21 protein-coding genes and 1 pseudogene are annotated in these 19,870 nt (G+C 35.0%); 15 read left to right on the forward strand and 7 right to left on the reverse strand.

Annotated features, from left to right (window positions below):
• Positions 1 to 255: 255 nt before the first annotated feature.
• Both ACIQ7T_RS03620 and ACIQ7T_RS03625 read left to right on the forward strand, forming a co-directional pair.
• Entirely contained in the window at positions 256 to 957 is a 702-nt protein-coding gene (locus ACIQ7T_RS03620; RefSeq protein ID WP_370076113.1) for a response regulator transcription factor, read from the forward strand.
• Positions 941 to 2,455 carry a sensor histidine kinase gene (locus ACIQ7T_RS03625; protein ID WP_370076111.1) on the forward strand — a complete coding sequence of 505 codons (1,515 nt, stop codon included), beginning with the start codon at positions 941 to 943 and terminating at the stop codon, positions 2,453 to 2,455. Before ACIQ7T_RS03620 ends, ACIQ7T_RS03625 begins: the two co-directional genes overlap by 17 nt.
• Before the next feature lie 86 nt (positions 2,456 to 2,541).
• Here ACIQ7T_RS03625 and ACIQ7T_RS03630 read toward each other — a convergent pair whose 3' ends face one another.
• Positions 2,542 to 2,850, reverse strand: coding sequence for a hypothetical protein (locus ACIQ7T_RS03630; RefSeq protein ID WP_370076109.1), 309 nt, complete (start codon positions 2,848 to 2,850; stop codon positions 2,542 to 2,544).
• A 96-nt stretch (positions 2,851 to 2,946) separates the two neighbouring features.
• Positions 2,947 to 3,825 carry a LysR family transcriptional regulator gene (locus ACIQ7T_RS03635; protein WP_402868693.1) on the reverse strand — a complete coding sequence of 293 codons (879 nt, stop codon included), beginning with the start codon at positions 3,823 to 3,825 and terminating at the stop codon, positions 2,947 to 2,949.
• Positions 3,826 to 3,927: 102 nt separating this feature from the next.
• Here ACIQ7T_RS03635 and ACIQ7T_RS03640 point away from each other — a divergent pair, with 102 nt between their 5' ends.
• Positions 3,928 to 5,112 (forward strand): YbfB/YjiJ family MFS transporter, encoded by a 1,185-nt coding sequence (locus tag ACIQ7T_RS03640; protein WP_402868695.1) that lies wholly within the window; start codon positions 3,928 to 3,930, stop codon positions 5,110 to 5,112.
• Positions 5,113 to 5,164: 52 nt separating this feature from the next.
• On the opposite strand, the gene ACIQ7T_RS03645 is transcribed toward ACIQ7T_RS03640, so the two are convergent.
• Together ACIQ7T_RS03645 and ACIQ7T_RS03650 are read right to left on the reverse strand one after the other, a co-directional pair.
• The gene (locus ACIQ7T_RS03645; RefSeq protein WP_370076101.1) at positions 5,165 to 6,025 is read right to left on the reverse strand and encodes a YitT family protein; all 861 of its coding nucleotides are present in this window, start codon (positions 6,023 to 6,025) and stop codon (positions 5,165 to 5,167) included.
• Between the two features lie 34 nt (positions 6,026 to 6,059).
• The gene (locus ACIQ7T_RS03650) at positions 6,060 to 6,599 is read right to left on the reverse strand and encodes a helix-turn-helix domain-containing protein (protein ID WP_370076099.1); all 540 of its coding nucleotides are present in this window, start codon (positions 6,597 to 6,599) and stop codon (positions 6,060 to 6,062) included.
• A gap of 179 nt (positions 6,600 to 6,778) precedes the next feature.
• Between ACIQ7T_RS03650 and ACIQ7T_RS03655 the strand changes: the two genes are divergently transcribed.
• The 6 genes from ACIQ7T_RS03655 to ACIQ7T_RS03680 all read left to right on the forward strand — a co-directional run bounded on the left by ACIQ7T_RS03655 (position 6,779) and on the right by ACIQ7T_RS03680 (position 11,548).
• Positions 6,779 to 7,030 (forward strand): PLD nuclease N-terminal domain-containing protein, encoded by a 252-nt coding sequence (locus ACIQ7T_RS03655; RefSeq protein WP_370076097.1) that lies wholly within the window; start codon positions 6,779 to 6,781, stop codon positions 7,028 to 7,030.
• Positions 7,014 to 7,916: an ABC transporter ATP-binding protein gene (locus tag ACIQ7T_RS03660; protein WP_402868698.1), complete on the forward strand. Its 903-nt coding sequence runs from the start codon at positions 7,014 to 7,016 to the stop codon at positions 7,914 to 7,916. The genes ACIQ7T_RS03655 and ACIQ7T_RS03660 overlap by 17 nt, the downstream gene beginning before the upstream one ends.
• A 4-nt stretch (positions 7,917 to 7,920) precedes the next feature.
• On the forward strand, positions 7,921 to 8,700 hold the full coding sequence (locus ACIQ7T_RS03665) for an ABC transporter permease (protein WP_370076093.1): 780 nt from the start codon (positions 7,921 to 7,923) through the stop codon (positions 8,698 to 8,700).
• Positions 8,701 to 8,887: 187 nt separating this feature from the next.
• Positions 8,888 to 9,589: an ABC transporter ATP-binding protein gene (locus tag ACIQ7T_RS03670; protein WP_370076091.1), complete on the forward strand. Its 702-nt coding sequence runs from the start codon at positions 8,888 to 8,890 to the stop codon at positions 9,587 to 9,589.
• Positions 9,579 to 11,171, forward strand: coding sequence for a hypothetical protein (locus tag ACIQ7T_RS03675; protein ID WP_402868700.1), 1,593 nt, complete (start codon positions 9,579 to 9,581; stop codon positions 11,169 to 11,171). The genes ACIQ7T_RS03670 and ACIQ7T_RS03675 overlap by 11 nt, the downstream gene beginning before the upstream one ends.
• A complete protein-coding gene (locus ACIQ7T_RS03680; RefSeq protein ID WP_402868702.1) occupies positions 11,168 to 11,548 on the forward strand; it encodes a GntR family transcriptional regulator in 381 nt (126 codons plus the stop codon). Before ACIQ7T_RS03675 ends, ACIQ7T_RS03680 begins: the two co-directional genes overlap by 4 nt.
• A gap of 235 nt (positions 11,549 to 11,783) precedes the next feature.
• Here ACIQ7T_RS03680 and ACIQ7T_RS03685 read toward each other — a convergent pair whose 3' ends face one another.
• Positions 11,784 to 12,068: a hypothetical protein gene (locus tag ACIQ7T_RS03685; RefSeq protein ID WP_402868704.1), complete on the reverse strand. Its 285-nt coding sequence runs from the start codon at positions 12,066 to 12,068 to the stop codon at positions 11,784 to 11,786.
• Positions 12,069 to 12,289: 221 nt separating this feature from the next.
• On the opposite strand from ACIQ7T_RS03685, the gene ACIQ7T_RS03690 reads away from it, so the two are divergent.
• The 4 genes and pseudogenes from ACIQ7T_RS03690 to ACIQ7T_RS03705 all read left to right on the forward strand — a co-directional run bounded on the left by ACIQ7T_RS03690 (position 12,290) and on the right by ACIQ7T_RS03705 (position 15,213).
• Complete coding sequence (locus tag ACIQ7T_RS03690) at positions 12,290 to 12,463, forward strand: hypothetical protein (protein ID WP_370076085.1); 174 nt, start codon at positions 12,290 to 12,292, stop codon at positions 12,461 to 12,463.
• A 289-nt stretch (positions 12,464 to 12,752) separates the two neighbouring features.
• Positions 12,753 to 13,394: pseudogene (locus tag ACIQ7T_RS03695) on the forward strand (FadR/GntR family transcriptional regulator).
• 21 nt (positions 13,395 to 13,415) lie between these two features.
• On the forward strand, positions 13,416 to 14,264 hold the full coding sequence (accD, locus tag ACIQ7T_RS03700; RefSeq protein WP_402868706.1) for an acetyl-CoA carboxylase, carboxyltransferase subunit beta: 849 nt from the start codon (positions 13,416 to 13,418) through the stop codon (positions 14,262 to 14,264).
• Entirely contained in the window at positions 14,257 to 15,213 is a 957-nt protein-coding gene (locus ACIQ7T_RS03705) for an acetyl-CoA carboxylase carboxyltransferase subunit alpha (protein ID WP_402868707.1), read from the forward strand. Before accD ends, ACIQ7T_RS03705 begins: the two co-directional genes overlap by 8 nt.
• A 661-nt stretch (positions 15,214 to 15,874) precedes the next feature.
• Here the strand turns inward: ACIQ7T_RS03705 and ACIQ7T_RS03710 are convergent.
• Both ACIQ7T_RS03710 and ACIQ7T_RS03715 read right to left on the reverse strand, forming a co-directional pair.
• Complete coding sequence (locus tag ACIQ7T_RS03710) at positions 15,875 to 16,018, reverse strand: hypothetical protein (RefSeq protein ID WP_370076078.1); 144 nt, start codon at positions 16,016 to 16,018, stop codon at positions 15,875 to 15,877.
• Positions 16,019 to 16,292: 274 nt separating this feature from the next.
• Positions 16,293 to 17,690, reverse strand: a complete 1,398-nt coding sequence (locus tag ACIQ7T_RS03715) for a hypothetical protein (protein WP_402868708.1) — start codon at positions 17,688 to 17,690, stop codon at positions 16,293 to 16,295.
• Positions 17,691 to 18,105: 415 nt separating this feature from the next.
• Between ACIQ7T_RS03715 and ACIQ7T_RS03720 the strand changes: the two genes are divergently transcribed.
• Positions 18,106 to 18,651, forward strand: a complete 546-nt coding sequence (locus ACIQ7T_RS03720) for a serine hydrolase domain-containing protein (RefSeq protein WP_402868710.1) — start codon at positions 18,106 to 18,108, stop codon at positions 18,649 to 18,651.
• A complete protein-coding gene (locus ACIQ7T_RS03725) occupies positions 18,648 to 19,577 on the forward strand; it encodes a serine hydrolase domain-containing protein (RefSeq protein WP_402868712.1) in 930 nt (309 codons plus the stop codon). The genes ACIQ7T_RS03720 and ACIQ7T_RS03725 overlap by 4 nt, the downstream gene beginning before the upstream one ends.
• Positions 19,578 to 19,870 lie beyond the last annotated feature (293 nt).

Here is a 19,870-nt window from a genome sequence, read left to right on the forward strand (position 1 = left end):
TTTATTATTTTTATAGACGAAAATTAAAGACGGTATTGTAGGATGTTTTTATTATTTTTATATACGAAAAATAAAAAAATAGTTAAAATTAGGAACTGTAAATATTAATAGGAAATATATTGCATGCAATAGGTTGATTAGAGTGAAGACTGGATATCCACTGGAAAGCGCTCAGTCGGAACGTTAATCAACCGCACGCTAAGATAATGGTTCTGAATAAAATAATTGAATATACTTTGAAATTGGTGGGATTAGATGAGTAAAGAAACAATACTAATAGTTGATGATGAAAAAGAGATTAGAAATCTTATTGCCATTTATTTAAAAAATGAAGGCTATGAAGTTCTAGAAGCAAGTGATGGAGAAGAGGGTTTGAGTCTTTTAAAAAAGCATAAAGTACATTTAATTGTTCTAGATATTATGATGCCGAACGTGGATGGCATTGAAATGTGTATGAAGGTAAGGGAAATAGCTGAGATGCCAATTATTATGCTGTCAGCAAAGTCTCAGGATATGGATAAAATCGTTGGATTAACATTAGGGGCAGATGATTATGTAACAAAGCCATTTAATCCATTAGAGCTAATTGCGCGCATAAAATCTCAGCTTCGTAGATATATCAAAATGAATCGTTCAGATATGATGGACGAGAATGAGATAGAGATTGGTGATATGCGAATCAGTACCGACACACATGAAGTAATCGTCAACAATGAAAAGGTAAAGCTTACGCCAAGGGAGTTTTCAATTCTTGAGTTGCTTGCAAGAAATCAAGGCATTGTGATGAGTGCTGAGCAAATTTATGAAAAGGTTTGGAAGGAAGAGGCTCTACAGTCTGAAAATACGGTAATGGTACATATACGAAAAATTCGAGAAAGAATTGAGACAAATCCTAGAAATCCTCAATATATTAAAACAGTATGGGGAGTAGGTTATAAAATTGAGAAAGATCATTAAGCCATTTAAATACATACTAAACAAGCTTAAATTGCTCATTATAAATACCATTACAAAAGTACGGAAAAGTATCAGAATACAACTTTTGACAACTTTTATTCTTTGTACATTTTTAGGTTTACTTGGAGCAAAAGCCGCTCTTTCATTTGCTTTGAACATCAACCAAACAGCTAAGATTGATTATAGTCAAGGGATGCAGGAAATAAATGATCAAGCGAAGAGAGCCGCAGATCTAGCCAGCAATGATAATAGTTTAGAAGCAATACAGCAAATGATTGAATCAGAAAATTTAAAACTTGAAATGAAACAAAGTGCATTAAAAGTAATCGTTACCGATGAGAACGGAAAGGTTTTATACAAAACAAAGCAAGTGGAAGAGGAACAAATCAATTTGCATAATAAGATTAGGAATGTAATGGATTTTGCGGTAAACCATCCACTCTATAATTATGAGATACCGACAATCAAGCAATCGCGGGAAGAATTTATTGCCTTTTATCCATTAACTTTAGAAGAAAAAAACTTATATTTCTTTGTAAGTGGTATTCCTGAGGGGATGGTTATCGCGAGTTCGAATGAGGGTCTTATCCCATTGTTTAGTGCAATTATTGTATTTACCTTTTCATTCTTCTATATAACGAAACGAAAAATGAATCAAATTGAGGTGTTGGCGGAGGGAGTCATGGAAATCGCTAAAGGAAATTTAGCCTATCGCATTAAGAAAAAAGGCCAGGATGAGATTGCTGTATTAACAGACAATGTAAATCATATGGCTGAAGCAATTATGACAAGTATTGAAATGGAACGAAAAATTGAAAAACAAAAAAATGAATTAATCACCAATGTATCACACGACTTACGGACTCCTCTTACCTCAATTATGGGCTATTTACGGTTGTTAAGAGATGAGAGATACGACACGAAAGAGCAATCTGATGAGTATCTAAAGATTGCTTTCTCCAAATCCGAACAGTTAAAAAACTTAATTGATGATCTATTTGAATATACGAAGCTTACGAATGAAAGCATTATCCTTGGACAACAAGAGGTATGTATCAATGAACTTCTTGATCAGCTAATTGAGGAGTTGATTCCGCAAGCTGAGGAAAACCATCGTTCATTCAATAAAGATTTCTCGGACGAGCGAGTCTTTGTTACAGTAGATTCTGAAAAAATTGTCAGGGTTTTTGATAATTTATTAATGAATGCAATTAAATATAGTACCGGTGATGGCGAGATTTTTGTTTCTCTTGAAAGAAAAGAAAGTAATGTTCAAATCTGTGTCGCAAATGAAAGTGATGAATTTACTTCTGAAGAGCTAATGAGCTTATTTGATCGTTTTTATAAAAAAGATCAATCTAGAACAAGTGTAGCGGAAGGTTCAGGACTTGGACTTGCTATTGCTAAAAGCATAGTAGAATTACATGGTGGCAAAATTGACGCGAAGTATAGGGAAGGTATGGTGCAGTTTATCATCGAACTGCCAGTTACAGTTTAACTTCTTTCAGCGGATTCCGGACGCAATTATGCCAAGGCATAATTTATAAAATTAGTAAGGTAGCATTAGAGCAATGCTACCTTTTTTCAAGGGCGAATGAGTTGCTCAATAGTGAGAATATGATTGGCGTTAGAGTGAGGGAGGCTCTTTTGTAAGTGCATTAAAATATTCTTGTCCTTAATAATAATTTGAATTTCTGTATAGCTATATTGTTTTTGAACTTCTTGAACATATTCTGTAATTTTCAATAAATGAAGTGGGTTTTTCATTTCTACTTCTACAAAAAAGGGTAGTGTTAATTGATGTAAACTTAAGCAACCGCGACGAATCCAAATCGCTTCATTGACGTAATAACGGATAGGTAACTGGCGATTACTTGCGATAAATAAATCCATTTATTTCTCCTTTTTTATATCTTGATGTTAAACGTGATGGATAGAACGGTCAAAAAGATGGATAGCCCGCCTCAAAGCGTGGATAGCCCCCACCCTTCAAACCGAAGGATATTTGTATGCATCAATCGTCTCTAAAAAATATTTTAGAGCGGGTGATTGTACTTCGTCATTGCGATAAATAAACCAAGTCGGGATTTGAGACTGCTTTGTTGCTAGTATGTGCAGCGACAGTGACTGAGTATCCATATATTTTTGAGCGATTGCACGTGGTAGTAATGTTACACCTAGTCCAGCAGCAACGCAGCCGATGATTCCATCGAGGGTGCCAAATTCCATACGCTTTTGTGGTTGCACACCGTCTTCACGCAACCAATGCTCCCAAATAGCTCTATATGAGCAGCCATGAGGAAAAGTAATAAATGTGCTGTCCTCTAAATCTCGCTGGCTATCAATTCGTTTATGTTTGCTAGATGCGATGACAACAAGCTCCTCATAAACAAATTCCTTCGCAAGGATATTTTCTTTATATACGGGTCCATTTACAAACGCACCATCTAATTCATAGTTTTCTAACCGTTCGATATTTTGTTGGGATGGACTTGTCAATATCGTGATATCCACCTGTTCATGTGCTTTATGGAAAGTCGTTAACAAGGTAGGTAAGTGCAGTGCCGCAGTCGTTTCCATTGAACCGATACGTAAATGTCCTTTATGTTCCTCTGTAACCTGAAGTATTTCAAAGGATTTTTCATAGAGATGTAGCATTTTTAATACTATTTCATAAAATTGTTCTCCCTTTGGAGTCAAGCGGATTCCTCGATGTCCTCGATGAAAAAAAGTTGTATTATACATGGCCTCTAGATTTTGTATTTTCATAGAGATGTTGGATTGGGTGTAATTAAGTTCTGCAGCAGCCTTGGAGAAGCTACCTGATTGCACGACTGTCCGAAAAATTAAGAGATCATTAATATTCATAAGTTCCCTCCAGCCATCAGTTTATTTGATATCTATTATAACGAATTCGTGCTATTTGTGATAATTGGAATTTTGTTATATTGAGGAGGAGGGAGGGAGAATATGCACAAGCAGACGTTTCAATATTTAATAGGGGGCATTTTTGCATTAGTCATTGCCATGGCCATTGGTCGTTTTTCCTATACGGTTATCCTGCCGTATATGCAAGATACTTTTGCCTTTAGTCGTGCCACAGCAGGTTTTCTAGCAACGAGTAATTATTTAGGCTACTTAGTAGGGGCATTGGTCGCTGGTCGCTTAGAAATCGGGGATAAGCGTATTCCCTTTTTACAAATATCGCTCATTATTAGCATTTTGACAACTGCTATGATGGGCTTTACAGATGCTATTATCGCATGGTATGTACTTCGTTTTATTTCAGGGGTTATGAGTGCATTTGTTTTTGTAGTTGCTGCAAGCCTTGTACTCGATCAGTTAGCTGGGAATGGTAAATCACATTTATCAGGGCTTTTTTATAGTGGGGTAGGTACAGGGATTGCTCTAAGTGCGATTATTGTATCGCCCATTCATGCAATGTTTGATTGGGATGGAACATGGATTGCTTTGGCGTTATTTAGTGTCATATTACTTGTATTCGTTGTATTTTTCATTAAGCCAGTTACTCAACATACACAACAGAAATCAAGTCAGACAGTAGCAATGCGAAAATTCCCGCCTATGACATGGATGAAGTGGCTAATTTTGGCTTATAGCTTAGAAGGTCTTGGCTATATTGTCACGGGGACATTTATCGTATCAATAGCAGAAGAGTCAACAGGCTTTCATGGTGATGCAGCTTTTGTATGGTTTGTTGTTGGGATTGCTGCAATCCCATCTTGCATTGTTTGGTCTAAACTTGCACAGCGACACGGCTATGTGAGGACATTATTGATTTCTATGCTATTGCAAGGGCTAGGCATTGTTTTACCAGCATTTGCGACAAATACGATAACACTCTACACTAGTGCATTTATTTTTGGAGCAACCTTTATGGGAATTACAACTGTGGCCACAACATTAGCAAGACAAATATTGCCGGTGAACAGTCATCAAATATTAGGTTATCTAACAGCTGGTTATGCTTTGGGACAGATGTTAGGTCCTTCCCTTGCAGGAACATTAGCCAATTATACAAACAGTTATCAGTATGCATTGTTTGGCGCAACAGCTGTTGTAGTAGTTGGAGCTTTATGTCTAATTAGTGGATTAAAATATGAAAAAGAGAAAGTCGGAGAGCTCGCGACGTAAGTAAATAAACACAAAAGTAAGTAAGTCAACGAGCGACTTACTTACTTTTGTGTTAGTGGATATCACGTTTTTTGAAGTTCCCACCACGTACCTCTGAAACATCAGAAATAACTACGAAGGCACCTTCATCAATATCTTTAATAATCGATACAAGTTTATTTTCTTCCATACGGTTAATGACACAGTTTAATATATCAGTTGGTTCATTGGAGAAACCGCCACGCCCTTTAGTATATGTAACACCACGTCCTAAACGAGCTTGAATCGCATCACCAATTTCCTCTGATTTTGCACTGACAACACGAACATCTTTTGATTTTTCTAAACCTACTTGAATAATATCGATAACGTTTTTCGCAATATAGTACGTTAAAGCTGAGTATAATGCGCTTTCTAAGCCAAAAATAAAGCTTGCCCCTAAGAAAATAAAGGCATTAATAAATAATATAATATCCCCGACTGAAAACGGAATTTTACGTGATAGCAACACGGCTAAAACCTCAGAGCCATCTAAAGCGCCACCGTTACGTAAGACAATCCCAATCCCAACACCAAGTAACATACCACCAGATAAAACAATTAATAACGGATCATTTGGACCTAAAATTGTTTTAACATCGTGCATAAGAACTGTGGAAATAGAGAGAGCTGCTATCCCAGCACTACTCATCAATGCAAAAGTTTTACCTACTTGTTTGTAGCCAATCCAAATAAACGGAATGTTTAATACAAAGAGCAGTACGCCTAATGGAATACCAAAGAGGTGTGCGCCCATAATACTAATACCTGTCACGCCACCATCAATGACATCGTTCGGAATTAATACCGCTTCTAGTCCATATGCTGCGATGATGGCGCCAATTATAATCATGATAAATTTTCGTGTGTTTTCTACTGTCTTTCTTCTTTTCATAAATCTTCTCCATTTCTTTACGTAAAAATATTACTTAAGGTTTTGGAATAATATTTATAGCAATTGTTTTTGTCTCAGTCTCTTTGCTTGAGTCGGCCATATTATAGTATTTAAGAATTAAATCGTTTAATTCATTTTCAAAACTCATAAATTGATTAGTCGTTAATGTCAAATCGATAAATGAAAAAGTTGCTAAATCTGCAAGTCTTTCTTCTTCATCAAGTGAATTTAAATAATTTTGATATTGAGATAGTAAAGCTAATTGATAGTTGGAAACATAATTTAATTTTTGTTTGATCGTTAGTTGTGTCCAATCCTCCTGACTAAGTTTTTCTGCTCCTTCATTTAATGCATAAAATTTTTCTGTAACAGAACGTACTTTTCGCTCTTTCACAATTTTTATGATGTTTTCATCCATTAAGATTTGGATGTGACGATACAAAGTAGCTTGAGGTACATCCTTTATGATAGAAATCATCTCCAAAGTGCTTAAGCCTTCTTCTTTATCGTGCATTAGAGCTTGTAAAATTTTCATTCTCACAGGGTGCATTAAAACCTCTGCTTTATTCCGCATAAAAACGATCCTCCTATCAGATGGAATCAAGGGAAGCACAATCAAATGTTATCAATATGAGAACATTATCAATAAATATACTATATATTTTTTTTACAGATGTACAGTAGAAAGGTAATGAAATTTTTTACACCTTATGTTATCATTATCGATAATGATAATGAATGGAGGTTTTAGGAATGGAATTACACTATGGTTTTGATGAGTTAAGCCAACTGGATTGGGCAAGCATACTTCCAATCATTTTGCCATTGATATTCGTAGGATTTGTTCTAATCATTGTTGCATTATTCGATTTATATAGGCACCGACATACGCGGGAAAACATACTGATGTGGACAATTATTATTTTGTTCTGTAACTCAATTGGTTCTGTTCTATACTTCATTATTGGTAGAAAGGATGTAAATAAACGTGCGCTTAGAGATTAAAAATATTACGAAAAAGTTTAAACATAAAACAGCCGTGAATGATTTTTCAATGGTCATTGATTCCAATGAGTGTGTTGGATTAATTGGACCAAATGGAGCGGGAAAATCCACGTTAATTCAAATCATTGCCGACATTTTGAATGCAGACAAAGGAGAAATACTTCTTGATGGTCAAAAGATTTCAGCTATGAGAAATCAAATTGGTTACTTACCTCAGTATCCTAATTTTTTCTCATGGATGACAGCATTTGAAACATTGTCCTTTATGGGAACACTTTCAGGCATATCAAAAAATGAATTGCAGAAAGAAATTCCATTACTTTTAGAAAAGGTAGGCTTAGGGAAAGAAGCACATATACATGTCGGGACATTTTCAGGTGGTATGAAGCAACGCCTTGGTATTGCACAAGCATTGTTGCATAAGCCAGCTTTAATGATTATGGATGAACCGGTATCAGCGCTAGATCCAATAGGGAGAAGAGAAGTGTTAAATCTATTAAAAGAGATAAAAAAAGAAACGACAGTTTTAATATCAACGCATATATTGAGCGATGCGGAGGAATTTTGTGAGCGCTTTGTGATGATTAAAAATGGTCACAAAATAGAGGATGCTACAAAATCAGAGTTACTTGAGCGCCATCAAGAATCAGCTATCTTTTTAATGATTCGTAAGGTAGATTTTCAGTGGTTAACAATGCTTGAACAATTATCTTATGTGCAGAAAATCGAAAGCTGTGGAAATGGCTTCAAAATACACGTTGAAAATTTGGAAACAGATGCTAATCGATTAATACAGCACGGACTGGATTCAAAAGTGATGTTTATTAAATTTGAAGTGGGTATTCAAGACAATCTAGAAGAAATATTTTTAGAATTGGTGGTGTAAATGAATGAATGCTTTTATCGAATTAAGCAAAAAAGAAGTACATCAAATGGCAAGGGAGTTTAAAATATTGTGGCTCCCTATTGTATTTATTTTACTAGGGCTAACGCAACCGATTATGATGTATTATTTACCGGTTATTTTACAATCAGCTGGTGGTGTTCAAGGTATAACAATTGATCCTACGATGGCAAAGCCTGTGGGACAGGAGGTACTTGCCTCAACATTAAATTCACAGTTTGATCAGTTGGGCATTATTATTCTGGCCGTTGCCACTATGAGTATTATCCAAGGAGAGAAAGCTAATGGCATGATGGCATTTATCCTAACAAGGCCAGTATCGATATCTTCTTATTTAAATAGTAAAATCATCATCCATTATATTTTGGCTGTTATATGTATAGCTCTTGGCTATGCAGTGTCCTATGGCTATTCAGCATTTTTATTTACTACTGTTCCTATGACACAAGCTTTATGGGCATTAGTATTTTATTGTGTTTGGCTGTTATTCATCATTACGTTTGTTGCGATGATGAGTACATTTTTTAAAAGTCCTGCATTTATTGCACTAATAAGTATCGTTAGTTTATTAATATGTCGTTTTATCGCTGGGCTACATCCAATAATGGACGTTGTTAATCCTGCTAGTAATAGTATGTATGCAACAAATATTCTAATGTCGGGTGATATGGGATCTTGGTATGGCATCAATATTGTAGTAACACTGCTGTTAGTTTTATTGATGATCATTACGATGCAAAGTTTTATTGCGAAAAAGAAATTTTAACTTCTTTCAGCCATGTTTTCTGTGCGAAAGCGAAGCGACAGTTACAGATGTCTTTTGTATCGAAAGCAAAGCGACAGATACAGATGTCTTTCGCCACTTTATGGGGTGATGAATACGGGTTTAAGCCGCTTTTCAGAACGTGTTCAAACATTAGGTGATATAAATGATATGGGATGAGGTGATGAAATTGTTATCGATACAAAATTTACAGAAATCATATGGACAACATGAGGTTTTAAAGGGTGTAGAGTTAAAAATAGAAAAGGGAGAAATACTGGGGTTTGTTGGGGGGAATGGTGCAGGTAAAACAACGACATTAAATTGTATTGCTGGATTAGTAGAACAAAATTGCGGAAAAATAATGATTAATAATGTTGCGAAATCACAGTCACTCGAATATAAAAAGCAATTTTATTATATACCTGATACGATTCATGTATTTCCAAATTTAGCTGCATATGATTGGATACATTTCGTTTTGAAACTATATGAAAAAACTGATGATGAAAAACTACAAAACTTCATTAACATCTTTGGCATGGAAAAAAGTATTTATAAACCGATGGGAACGTATTCTTATGGAATGCTTCATAAGATTGCGTTGATTACTGCTTTTACAATTAGTCCGCCTATCCTTATTATGGATGAGCCGATAAATGGCCTAGATCCACTAGCTGTCGTTGCTTTTAAAAATTGTATGAAAGAGTACGTTGAAAAGGGTGGAACCGTTCTCTTTTCCACTCATCTGTTAGATGTTGCCGAGAAAATTTGTCAATCAATTTCGTTTTTAAAAGATGGAAAGATTGTCTTGCATGATCGTGTTGAGAATTTGCTAGTCGATGGTAGCTTAGAGACTATTTTTATGGAGAAACAAGCAAATGAAGGATAATATCCAATTAATCAAATTCTTTTTAACATCTTTTTATGCAAAGCCAAAGCAGCCAGTTATTCAAGTACTCCTTTTGATTGCATTCATTTATGTAGCCACTCAGTATTTTGTGCTTACTCTAATTATTTACTTTATAGCGACCCCTGAGGAGTATTTATTTTATAATATTCTCCTTTCAAATGGTGTGACGTATATATTGATTTCATTTTTTGCTATTTCGGTAGTGTTTAGTCAAAGTGATTTTGCTATATTTGCTCATTTGCCCATTTCAGCGAAACGGGTTGTAATGTCGAAAATAATAAGTGGAGTAGCTTTACCGATGATGGTAGTAAGTATTCTATCAATACCGACGTTTTTCATATTACTGATAGAGTTTAAGCTAGCTGTCGCAGTAAAATCAATTGCATTTTTACTGATCATGAATGTATTAATTGTACTGTTCCTTCTATTTTTATTATCCATTTTGAATCATTATCGCAGTGTATTTATCAATACATCCGTGTATTTGCTTGTTAGGATGACTCTTATATTTGGTATTGGAATAAGCCCAATATTGTACTTTCTAATAAAAAATTATCATGCAATCAGCAATGTTTTAGCGAAATTAGATACTTCAACAATATCTTCCTTAAGTGCTTCAATTTCAGATTTTCTCGATTTAGGTTATCGTTTTGCAATGCAACATTCATTGGTGAAGACGCTTTTGCCATTGACTACTACAAAAAGTTTGATCTATTTCATCCTAGTATTCGCTCTATGTTATTTATTGTTTAATGCAACTATAAAAATGATTGCGTCTAAGTATTATGAACATGGCTTGCTTGTAAGTAGAATAGAAAAAACGACCAAAGTTTGGGGGAGGGATATTCAAAGTAGTTTGCTCAATTATTTGCAACGTGAATATTGGATTATCCAGTCTGAACCATACTTTAAAATGCAAGCTATTTTAGGGATTATTTTAACGCCAATTTGTACAATCATTTTTCTAACTTTACAGACGAACATTTTAAAGGCTGAATGGATGATTAACAATGAATCTTTTCTTTTTGTCTATATGGTTTTGTTCATGAGTTGTATGAACAATATTAGTGGAACTCCCTATTCAAGAGAGGGGAAATACTATGCATCTAGCATGACGTTGCCATTTGATCCACAAAAAATTTACATGGCAAAAGTTATGACTTCATCATGCATCGGCACAATATCGGCTGTAATAAGCTATATCATTTACATGCTATTTGGTAGAGGCGATATTATTACGGGACTACATTTATTGATTACATTATTATTAGTCATTACGTATAATTTATTGTCCCCGCTCTATGATAGAAGGCATCCATTACTTGAATGGTCTAATCCATCTGAAGCAATAAAATCAAATCCTACAGTATTAATAAGCCTGCTATATGGACTACCATTATTGATTGTTGTTGCGCTTCTTCATTTCAGCTTGCTTACTTTCAATGTTTCTCCAGCGATGACAGCCCTAATTATTTTGGTAATTGTAACTCTATGTACATTTACAGTAATCTATAAAAAGTTTTTTGAAGGAAAGAATATGAAAGGATACGTGAACAATTGAATTTAAGAATAGATCCAATGAGTAAAATTCCTTTTTATCAGCAGTTAACCCAGCAACTACTTTGTGAAATAGCGACAGGAAATTTGCAAAATGGTGACCTGTTGCCCTCCATTCGTGATTTAGCAGCTAAAACAAACCTCAATCTTCATACCGTCCATAAAAGCTACAAGGAGCTTCAGAAGAAAGGAATAATCGATATAAAACCTAGCTCAAAAGCAATTGTTAAAAAGTCTGCTGAAGCAAAGGGTGTTAACCTTCAACAAATAGCTATAATGGTCGAACAGATAATGTGTGAAGCTTATGTTTTAGGGATTAGCGAACATCAACTACAGCAGATGTTTCATGAGAATTTGCGAAAATATTATATTGAGCCTTAAAAGAAAAAGAGGTGACTTCTGCAATATACAGAAGCCATCTCTTTCAAATTTTTATAGTCAAATCCATTTGGATGTGGGGGATATAAAAAATAAGAGACTACCAAATTTATCAAGGTCACTGAAATAATCCACTTTATTTCATAAAGCGTACTTTTGACACAACTGTGCAATATAAAAAGTTATCTTTTAGTAACTTAGAAATAGAATTTCTTTATTAATATTTAGAAAGTCTTTATTAATATTTAGAAAGCCAGTCAATTAATTGATCATAGTTACTAGAGAATATAACATTATCTTTAGTATTAGACTGTTCCAGGTGATTTAGAATATCCCCTTCTTCTATTAAAAAAGCAACTGCAATAGTGTTGTCTAATATACCATTTGAGAAAAATTTGTCTTTCCATAATTTTTGTACAGAAAAATGTTCTGGGGTATAACCTTTACGGTTAACTAACAACTTATACTTTTTTTCTTGTTTAATAAACGAATAGCATGTTTGCTCAAACGAATTAAACCACATGTTTACATCAGCGATGGTGATGTAACCTGTTAAATTAGTAATAATAATATCTTCAAATGTAGAATTGAAATAAAGTTGCGATGTTTATAAAAAAGATACGATGTTTAAAATAAAGTCGCGACGATTATAAAAAAGTTACGATTAATAACCCTGGGTATTGGCTCAGTGGGCCACGTCCGGACGATGCCAGGTACGTGCTTTCCTTGTAGGTCGCCGTTTACATGCTTCAGGATGAGTTTGGAACGGTATCTGTAACCTTATTCCCGCAAGTTTTTCATCTTGTTCAAGAGCTGTTACTAGAAGATGAATTGCTTTACATTGAGAGAACGCTTGAAAAGCGCTTTGGTAGACCTCAAGTGAAAATAAAACATGCACAAACGACGAAAAGAATATGAAATTGAAGGGAATTTTAGAAACTGCATAAATTTTTATGCAGTTTTTTCTTTACTTTCAAATAATTATTTTGTAAGATAAAGCCAAATTCAAAAGTGGCCAGACCACTTTTGAATTCATTCAGTAAGAGACGCCATCATCTGAAGGTGGTGGATTTTGTTTCTTTATAGTAGGTATCCAAACACCTACTGAATGAAGATAAAGCCTTTGGATGCATTGTTTATCTGCGCGAAAGGAAAGCGACAGCAATAATTATTCCAAGGCGAATAGATTGACCGAGGAGTTGATCGTATGGATAAAAAAACCGAACAAAAGAAAGTGTTTTTAGATATCGTCCAACAATTACGACAACTTATTAAAATAGAAAAAATACAGGCTGGTGAAAAGTTACCTTCCGAACGAGTCCTTTCAGAACGTCTAGGTGTCGGGCGATCCTCTGTGAGAGAGGCATTGCGAAGTTTAGAGTTATTAGGTCTTATCGAAACGAGACATGGGGAAGGTATGTTTCTAGCTTCTACACAAAAGCATCAGCTCGTAGAAATATTGTCGATGTTTATATTAGAAGATGAAAAATCAAAAAAGGATGTCGAATTAACGCGACAAATTCATGAAAAGGAAGCCATTCGCGTTATAAGTTGTACAGAGACTCTGCGAACACTACCAGTGTGGGGCAGTTTTTTTGTAAAGCTAGAGATAGAAAGTACGATTAATTGTCGGGATGTTTTACGAGAAATAATCATCACGTCAGGAAATCGTCTTTCACTAAAAGTCTGATTTCAGTTAGCAGTTTATACCGGTGACCGTTTAAATCGAAACTCAACAGAAGAAGAAAAATTAATCATTCAAACTATGTTGAAATCGATGCAGCTTGGCTATGAAAAAGAAGCATTAAAAGCTTACGAACAGTGGATGAATGCTGAACAAGGCATTTAGACAACAAAGGGGGAGTAAAACATGGCAATACGTAGCTTATTTAGTAAAAAGAAAGAGGACGGACAGGAAAAGGGATTTCCAGAAGGACTTATGACAAAATGTCCAGAATGCCGTCACATTCAGTTAACAAAGGAATTAGAAAAAAATCATAAAGTGTGTACAAAATGCGACCATCATTTCAAAATGACTGCACAGGAGCGCGTAGCATATTTCTTAGATGAAGGTTCATTTGTTTCAATGGATGATCATTTACAAACAAGTAATCCACTTAATTTCCCTGATTATGTAGAAAAAATTTCAGTGGCTAAACAACAAACGGGATTAAGCGAAGCTGTACTGACTGGGTTAGGTACTCTTGATGGAGAAGAAATTGTTGTAGCCATTATGGATTCTCATTTCCGTATGGGCTCAATGGGCTCCGTTGTAGGAGAAAAAATCACACGTGCCGTTGAAAAAGCTACTGAATTACGTGTACCGGTTATTATTTTTACTGCTAGTGGTGGAGCGCGCATGCAAGAAGGTATTCTATCATTAATGCAAATGGTAAAAACGAGTGTGGCGTTAAAACGTCATAGTGAAGAAGGACTATTATTTATTTCGATCATGACGCATCCTACATACGGTGGCGTTTCAGCAAGCTTTGCCTCTGTTGGAGATATTAATATTGCTGAACCACAAGCATTGATTGGCTTTGCTGGTCGCCGTGTCATTGAAGAAACATTAAGAGAAAAATTACCAAATGATTTCCAAAAGTCAGAGTTTTTACTAGAGCATGGTCAGCTTGATGCAGTTTTCCATCGGAAGGATTTACGAAATCAAGTAGTAATGCTTGTAAAAATGCATACAAAAGGCGGTGTGCAACATGTCTAAAAATTTAGCTTTTGAAGAACCAGTAATACAATTACGAGAAAAAATTGATGAATTAAAAACGATTGCTACAGAGGCAGATGTAGATATGACAGGCGAAATCGAAAAGCTTGAAACACGTCTAACACAGCTAGAACAATCTATTTATGCCAATATGAAGCCATGGGATCGTGTACAGGTTGCTAGACATCCAGAACGACCAACAACTTTACAATATATAGAAGCTATGTGTGAAAACTTTATTGAGTTACATGGAGATCGTACGTTTGGTGATGATGCAGCTATTCTTGGAGGAATTGCTCTCTTTGAAGGACAGCCCGTAACAATTGTTGGACATCAACGCGGAAAATCAACTAAAGAAAATATTCGACGAAATTTTGGTATGCCACACCCTGAAGGATATCGTAAGGCATTACGCTTAATGAAGCAAGCTGAGAAATTTAAGCGCCCAATTATTTGTTTTATTGATACAAAAGGAGCCTATCCGGGTAAGGCAGCCGAGGAACGCGGCCCAAGTGAAGCCATTGCTAGAATTCTCTCTGAAATGGCGATTCTAACAGTACCAGTTATTAGTATTGTTATTGGGGAAGGCGGAAGTGGGGGTGCCATTGCATTAGGGGTAGCTAATCGCGTCTTTATGTTAGAGAACTCAACGTATTCGGTTATCTCGCCTGAAGGGGCTGCATCGATCTTATGGCGAGATGGTAGCCTAGGGAAGCAAGCTGCAGAAGCAATGCGTATAACAGCACCTGACTTAAAAGAGCTCGACGTTATTGATGGAATAATCCCTGAAATAACTGGTGGAGCACACCGCAATGTTGCGAAGCAAGCATCTTATATAAAAGAATGTATAAGCGTCACACTAAAAGCATTGAATTCTCTAAATGGCGAACAATTAATTGAAGATCGCTATGAGAAATTCAGAAAGATTGGACAATATACAGAAGTTTAAATTCATTTTTAGGTTTTTGGACATGTGAATTTGTTCGTAAAGAGATAAAAATTGTTTCTTAAATAAATTAATATCCTAATGATGGAAGAAAAAAGAGTTGTAGTTTGTAAAAAAGATTGATCATTTATAATATAGTTTGATAAAAATAACTTCGCATTTAAATAAAACCCACGCATTTTGATCAAACTTTTTTCAAAATGCGTGGGTTTCTTCTATTATAAATCAACGTTTGCAACAAACTATTAATCAAACTTTATTCCAAACCAACATCAAAAACGGATGTACTTGTATTTTTAACATTTAATATAAAAATCAGCTCCTTAAAATCATTATAAACTAAACAATTATAAGTAGAATACTTAATATTTATTGCACAATACGAGAAAACTCTGCACTATTTGTTCAGCTAAGCCGTACATTTGTGGAACAAGGTCCATCCCCTGTTACTAGGAATACCCCAAGGCTTATTCCGTTAAATGGCCCGATTGTGGAATAAGAAAATTATCAATCTTTATTAAAGGCTGTTTTCTAAAAGATTGTTGCAATTAAAACATAAAAACAGAGTTAATCTACAAAATATGTGGAATCAACTCTGTTTTTATGTTTTATATTTCGAAAATCGAATATTTAACTACAGCACCTGTTAGTTGAAGAGGAAGTTTTAATTATTAGTACCTTTTGCTAATTCTTCGCTTAATTTTTTTATCTCTTCTGCTTGCTCTAAGATATTATTATCCACTTTTCTTATAGCATCATAAAGCTCAAAACCTACCACAAATACTAAGAATGCTATCAGTAAATCCATTTTCACACCTACTTAATTTATCATATATAATCAATAATAAACTAATTTAGTTAAATATGTAATTATAAATTGAACTTTGATAAACTATTAGCTGGTTTAGTTGAAGAGCAACAATCTTTACGAAAACAGCCTTATTAAAAGACCACAATAAAAGTTTGATTATAAAGTTTGATTATATATAATCAAACTCAAATCCTCTAAATATAAGGTCTAGTTTTATTTTATTATACTATTTACCATATATTATCCTTTGGAGTTCCTTACTTTTACAATGCTATATTAAAAACATCGCCACAATAGTTGTAATCACAAGGCCAATCGCCACTGGCAATAAATTACGCCTTGCAAGTTCGAATGGGCTAACATTGCATATTGCAGCAGCCGGGATTAATGCCCAGGGAATTAATGTACCGCCTCCTACAAAAATAGCTGTTATTTGTCCTAAAGCTGTTAAAGTTGCGGTACCTCCACCAATTGCATTGCCAAACAAACTACCGACGGAACCTGCTAAGGAAATACCTGAGAAGCCAGAACCATCTAAGCCTGTAATAGCGCCAACGACTGCTAAAGTGACGACTGCAATTCCTTTTGTTAATGGAACTACCGCAGCTAGACCCACACCGAGATCATTGACGATACCATGTGAAGCGGCTGGTAAGTAGTCACCAATAATTTGTGTAAATCCGGAATCTCCTAGATAGAAAAAGGCTGCGATTGGAATAACCGGTCCAAACACTTTAAATCCGAATTGGAAACCTTGAATGAAATAGCTTGTTGTCTTTTCAAGCCCTTGTTTTTTGTGAGCTACAACGCAAAGTAATAGTAGGATAAAGACAGATGTCCCTCCTATTAAAGCTGTTGCATCTCCGCCTTGTAATTTTAAGATAGACATGGCAATGACATCGAGTACAAAGGCAATTGGAATGAGTACTGCGAAAAAGCGTTTTTGTCCGAGTGTTAGCAGATTTTCAGTAATTACTTGTTCTACACCTTCATTTGTGTCGTTTGTAGCATATAAATTCGCTGATCCACGCTTCATATCACGTTGTAATAAAATATAAGCGACTACCGTAGTAACCACGCCCATTGTAATAACAAGGGGAATACTAGCAGTCATTACCTCACTAACTGGAATACCAGCAGCATCAGCCGTTAGCTTCGGAGCTCCTTGTATAACAAAATCACTCGATAGAGCGATTCCGTGACCAAATAAATTCATCGCCATCGCCACACCAAGTGCTGGTAAGCCCGCACGTAGAGCAACAGGTAACAAAACTGCCCCTAAAAGTGCAACAGCAGGCGAAGGCCAGAAAAACCAAGAGATACACATCATTAATAGACCAATCGTCCAATAAGCTAAAGCGGGTGTTTTTATGATTTTCGTAAAAGGAGCAATCATGACTTCATTGATACCCGAGGCCATCATCACTCGGCTCATGGCTACGATAATAGAAATAATGAGAATAGTCGACAAAAGCTCAGTGATGGCATAAATAAAGCTGTTAAAAATACCACTGATGGACGAAGTTAAATCGCCTGTAGCAACGATTGCTAACATAAATATGCCTAGTACGCAAATGAGGGTGGTGTCGCGACGTTTAACCATAAAGCCAATGATAAGGACAATAAAAACAATGTAAATCCAATGGAGAGCCGTCAATTCAATCCCCATGCGTTTCCCCCTCAATATTCGACCTGATTCTATAGAATATGAAGGGGAAAAAAGATGGTGATGATTTTGAAAAATTTCGACTTAAGTAGAAAATTGAAAAAGTAATAATAATATATAATAAAGGAGAGGTAGCAGAAAAGCTTGCTGATGCGGTGAATAAATATTTATTACCTGCTTCAATAAAAGAACTTTCTAAACAACAACGTCAACAGCAACAACATAATAAATTAAACGGAATCGAAAAAAACAATTCATAATAAGAAAACAATGTTGCAACATCAGTAATAGTCCAAGTTCGCAGCATTGTTTATTTTTTTATCGAAAAAGATTCCTAAAAAAATCTTTTGATACTTCGTACAGTAGTTAAATCATTACTAGGTGTAGAGTGGTTTGATATTAAAGAGTAGGGGGAAGTATGATTAAAAAGATTATAGTGTTAATTAATAGCATTCTCTGTATTTTACTAATAATGTCTACAGATAAAGTTTCGGCAACAATAAGTGATAGGGATGAGAAAATAAAACTGATTGAAGTTGAAATTGAGAGCAACATGAAAACACATGATATTCCGGGGATGGCGTTTGCGCTAGTTGATTCTAATGGGATTATTTATTCTAAAGGTTTTGGAATTTTAGATATACGAGAAGTTACCCAGCAGATTGACGAAAATACAAACTTTAACTTAGGATCGCTTTCTAAAGTGTTTACCACATTAGCTATTATACAGCTTCAGGAGAAAGGGTTTTTAAGTATTGAAGATCCTGTTGTTGACTATCTTCCTTGGTTTAAGACAAGAGATGCTTTAATGTCAAATCAAATTACTATTAAACATTTACTTAATCATTCGAGTGGTTTGCCAAGTCGTCTCAATGTTCATGATGTTAAAAGTATAGATCGCCGGAAGATTATAGATCAAATTAGTGAGCAAAACCTGGTGAAACTTTTGAATACACCAATATGAATACAGATTTGTTGCAAATAATTATTGAGGAAGTTTCAGGTGTCCCTTTTACAAAATATATGGTTGAAAATATTTTTAAGCCTCTTGGAATGAAAAGAACAGGGTATTTTACATTTGATAATCATCACCTTTCCAATACGGCAAGGGGGCATCGCTATCAATGGGATAAAATTAAACCTTATGAGGAAAAGCTAGTCTACGCTACATCTAGTTCGGCTGGGCTATCCTCAAATGCCACAGATTTAGCAAAGTTTATGATGTGTCTACTCAACGAAGGAATAACTCCTACGGGTAATCTGATTCGTTCAAATAGTATTACAGAAATATTCAAAGCTAATAGATATGGCGTAGGGTACAATTGGTATGTATATCCTCATAATATGTATATGGAGGGTGGGTTACCAGGCTTCACTTCCACGATGGTCCTTTCTTCTGATAAATCCTTTGGTCTTGTTCTCTTATCAAATTCGAAACAAGATATAACATACCATTCTGGATTTAATTTATTTAGAATAGTGGAAGGAGGAACCCCTAAACCTTTATTAGATAAGGATTTTCCAAAGGTGAATTCTGCCGCTAAGATAATTCTTGGTATCACAATCTTCCTTTGTATTATTTTAACCTTTGTATTAGGATCAACATTCTATAATTTAGAAAAAGGAAGACATAGGGTAGCTTTTGCAAAACCAAGTTTCAGTAGATTTTGTGTGATCATTTCCTTACTAGTATTATACTTTGGAGTAATGTATTACATTTACGTTTTACTACCTTTTTACGTGGGAGTTCCTTCGTTATTCAACTTTAAAAAAGAACCAGATGTCACATCAGGACTGATTATATTTAGTATAGTACATACATTGTTCTCTTTAGTTTTATTCTTGAAAATCCTAATAATTCAAAAGGTTAAACAGATCCAATCGGTATAGTTTAATTAGAAATTAAAGCGTTGATCCAACAAGGGATTAACGCTCTTTTTGTTGAAGTAAATTGAACGAACGAAGCAGGTTTAGTTGAAGCGTGTTATTAACTTGTATTCAACATAATGGAATAACTCGCTTTCGTTAAAAATGGATGATTATATAGCGGGAAGAAAAAATATATAAAAAATGTCACAAAAAATAATAAAAATCAGTACATTTAAAAGATAATATTCCGATATTTAATAAGTCCAATGTCTAACGTCTATATTTACGATGCATCCACTTTTTGAAATAAAAAG

Origin of the sequence: Lysinibacillus sp. NPDC096212, assembly GCF_044763105.1 — a bacterium.
Taxonomy (GTDB): Bacteria; Bacillota; Bacilli; order Bacillales_A; family Planococcaceae; genus Lysinibacillus.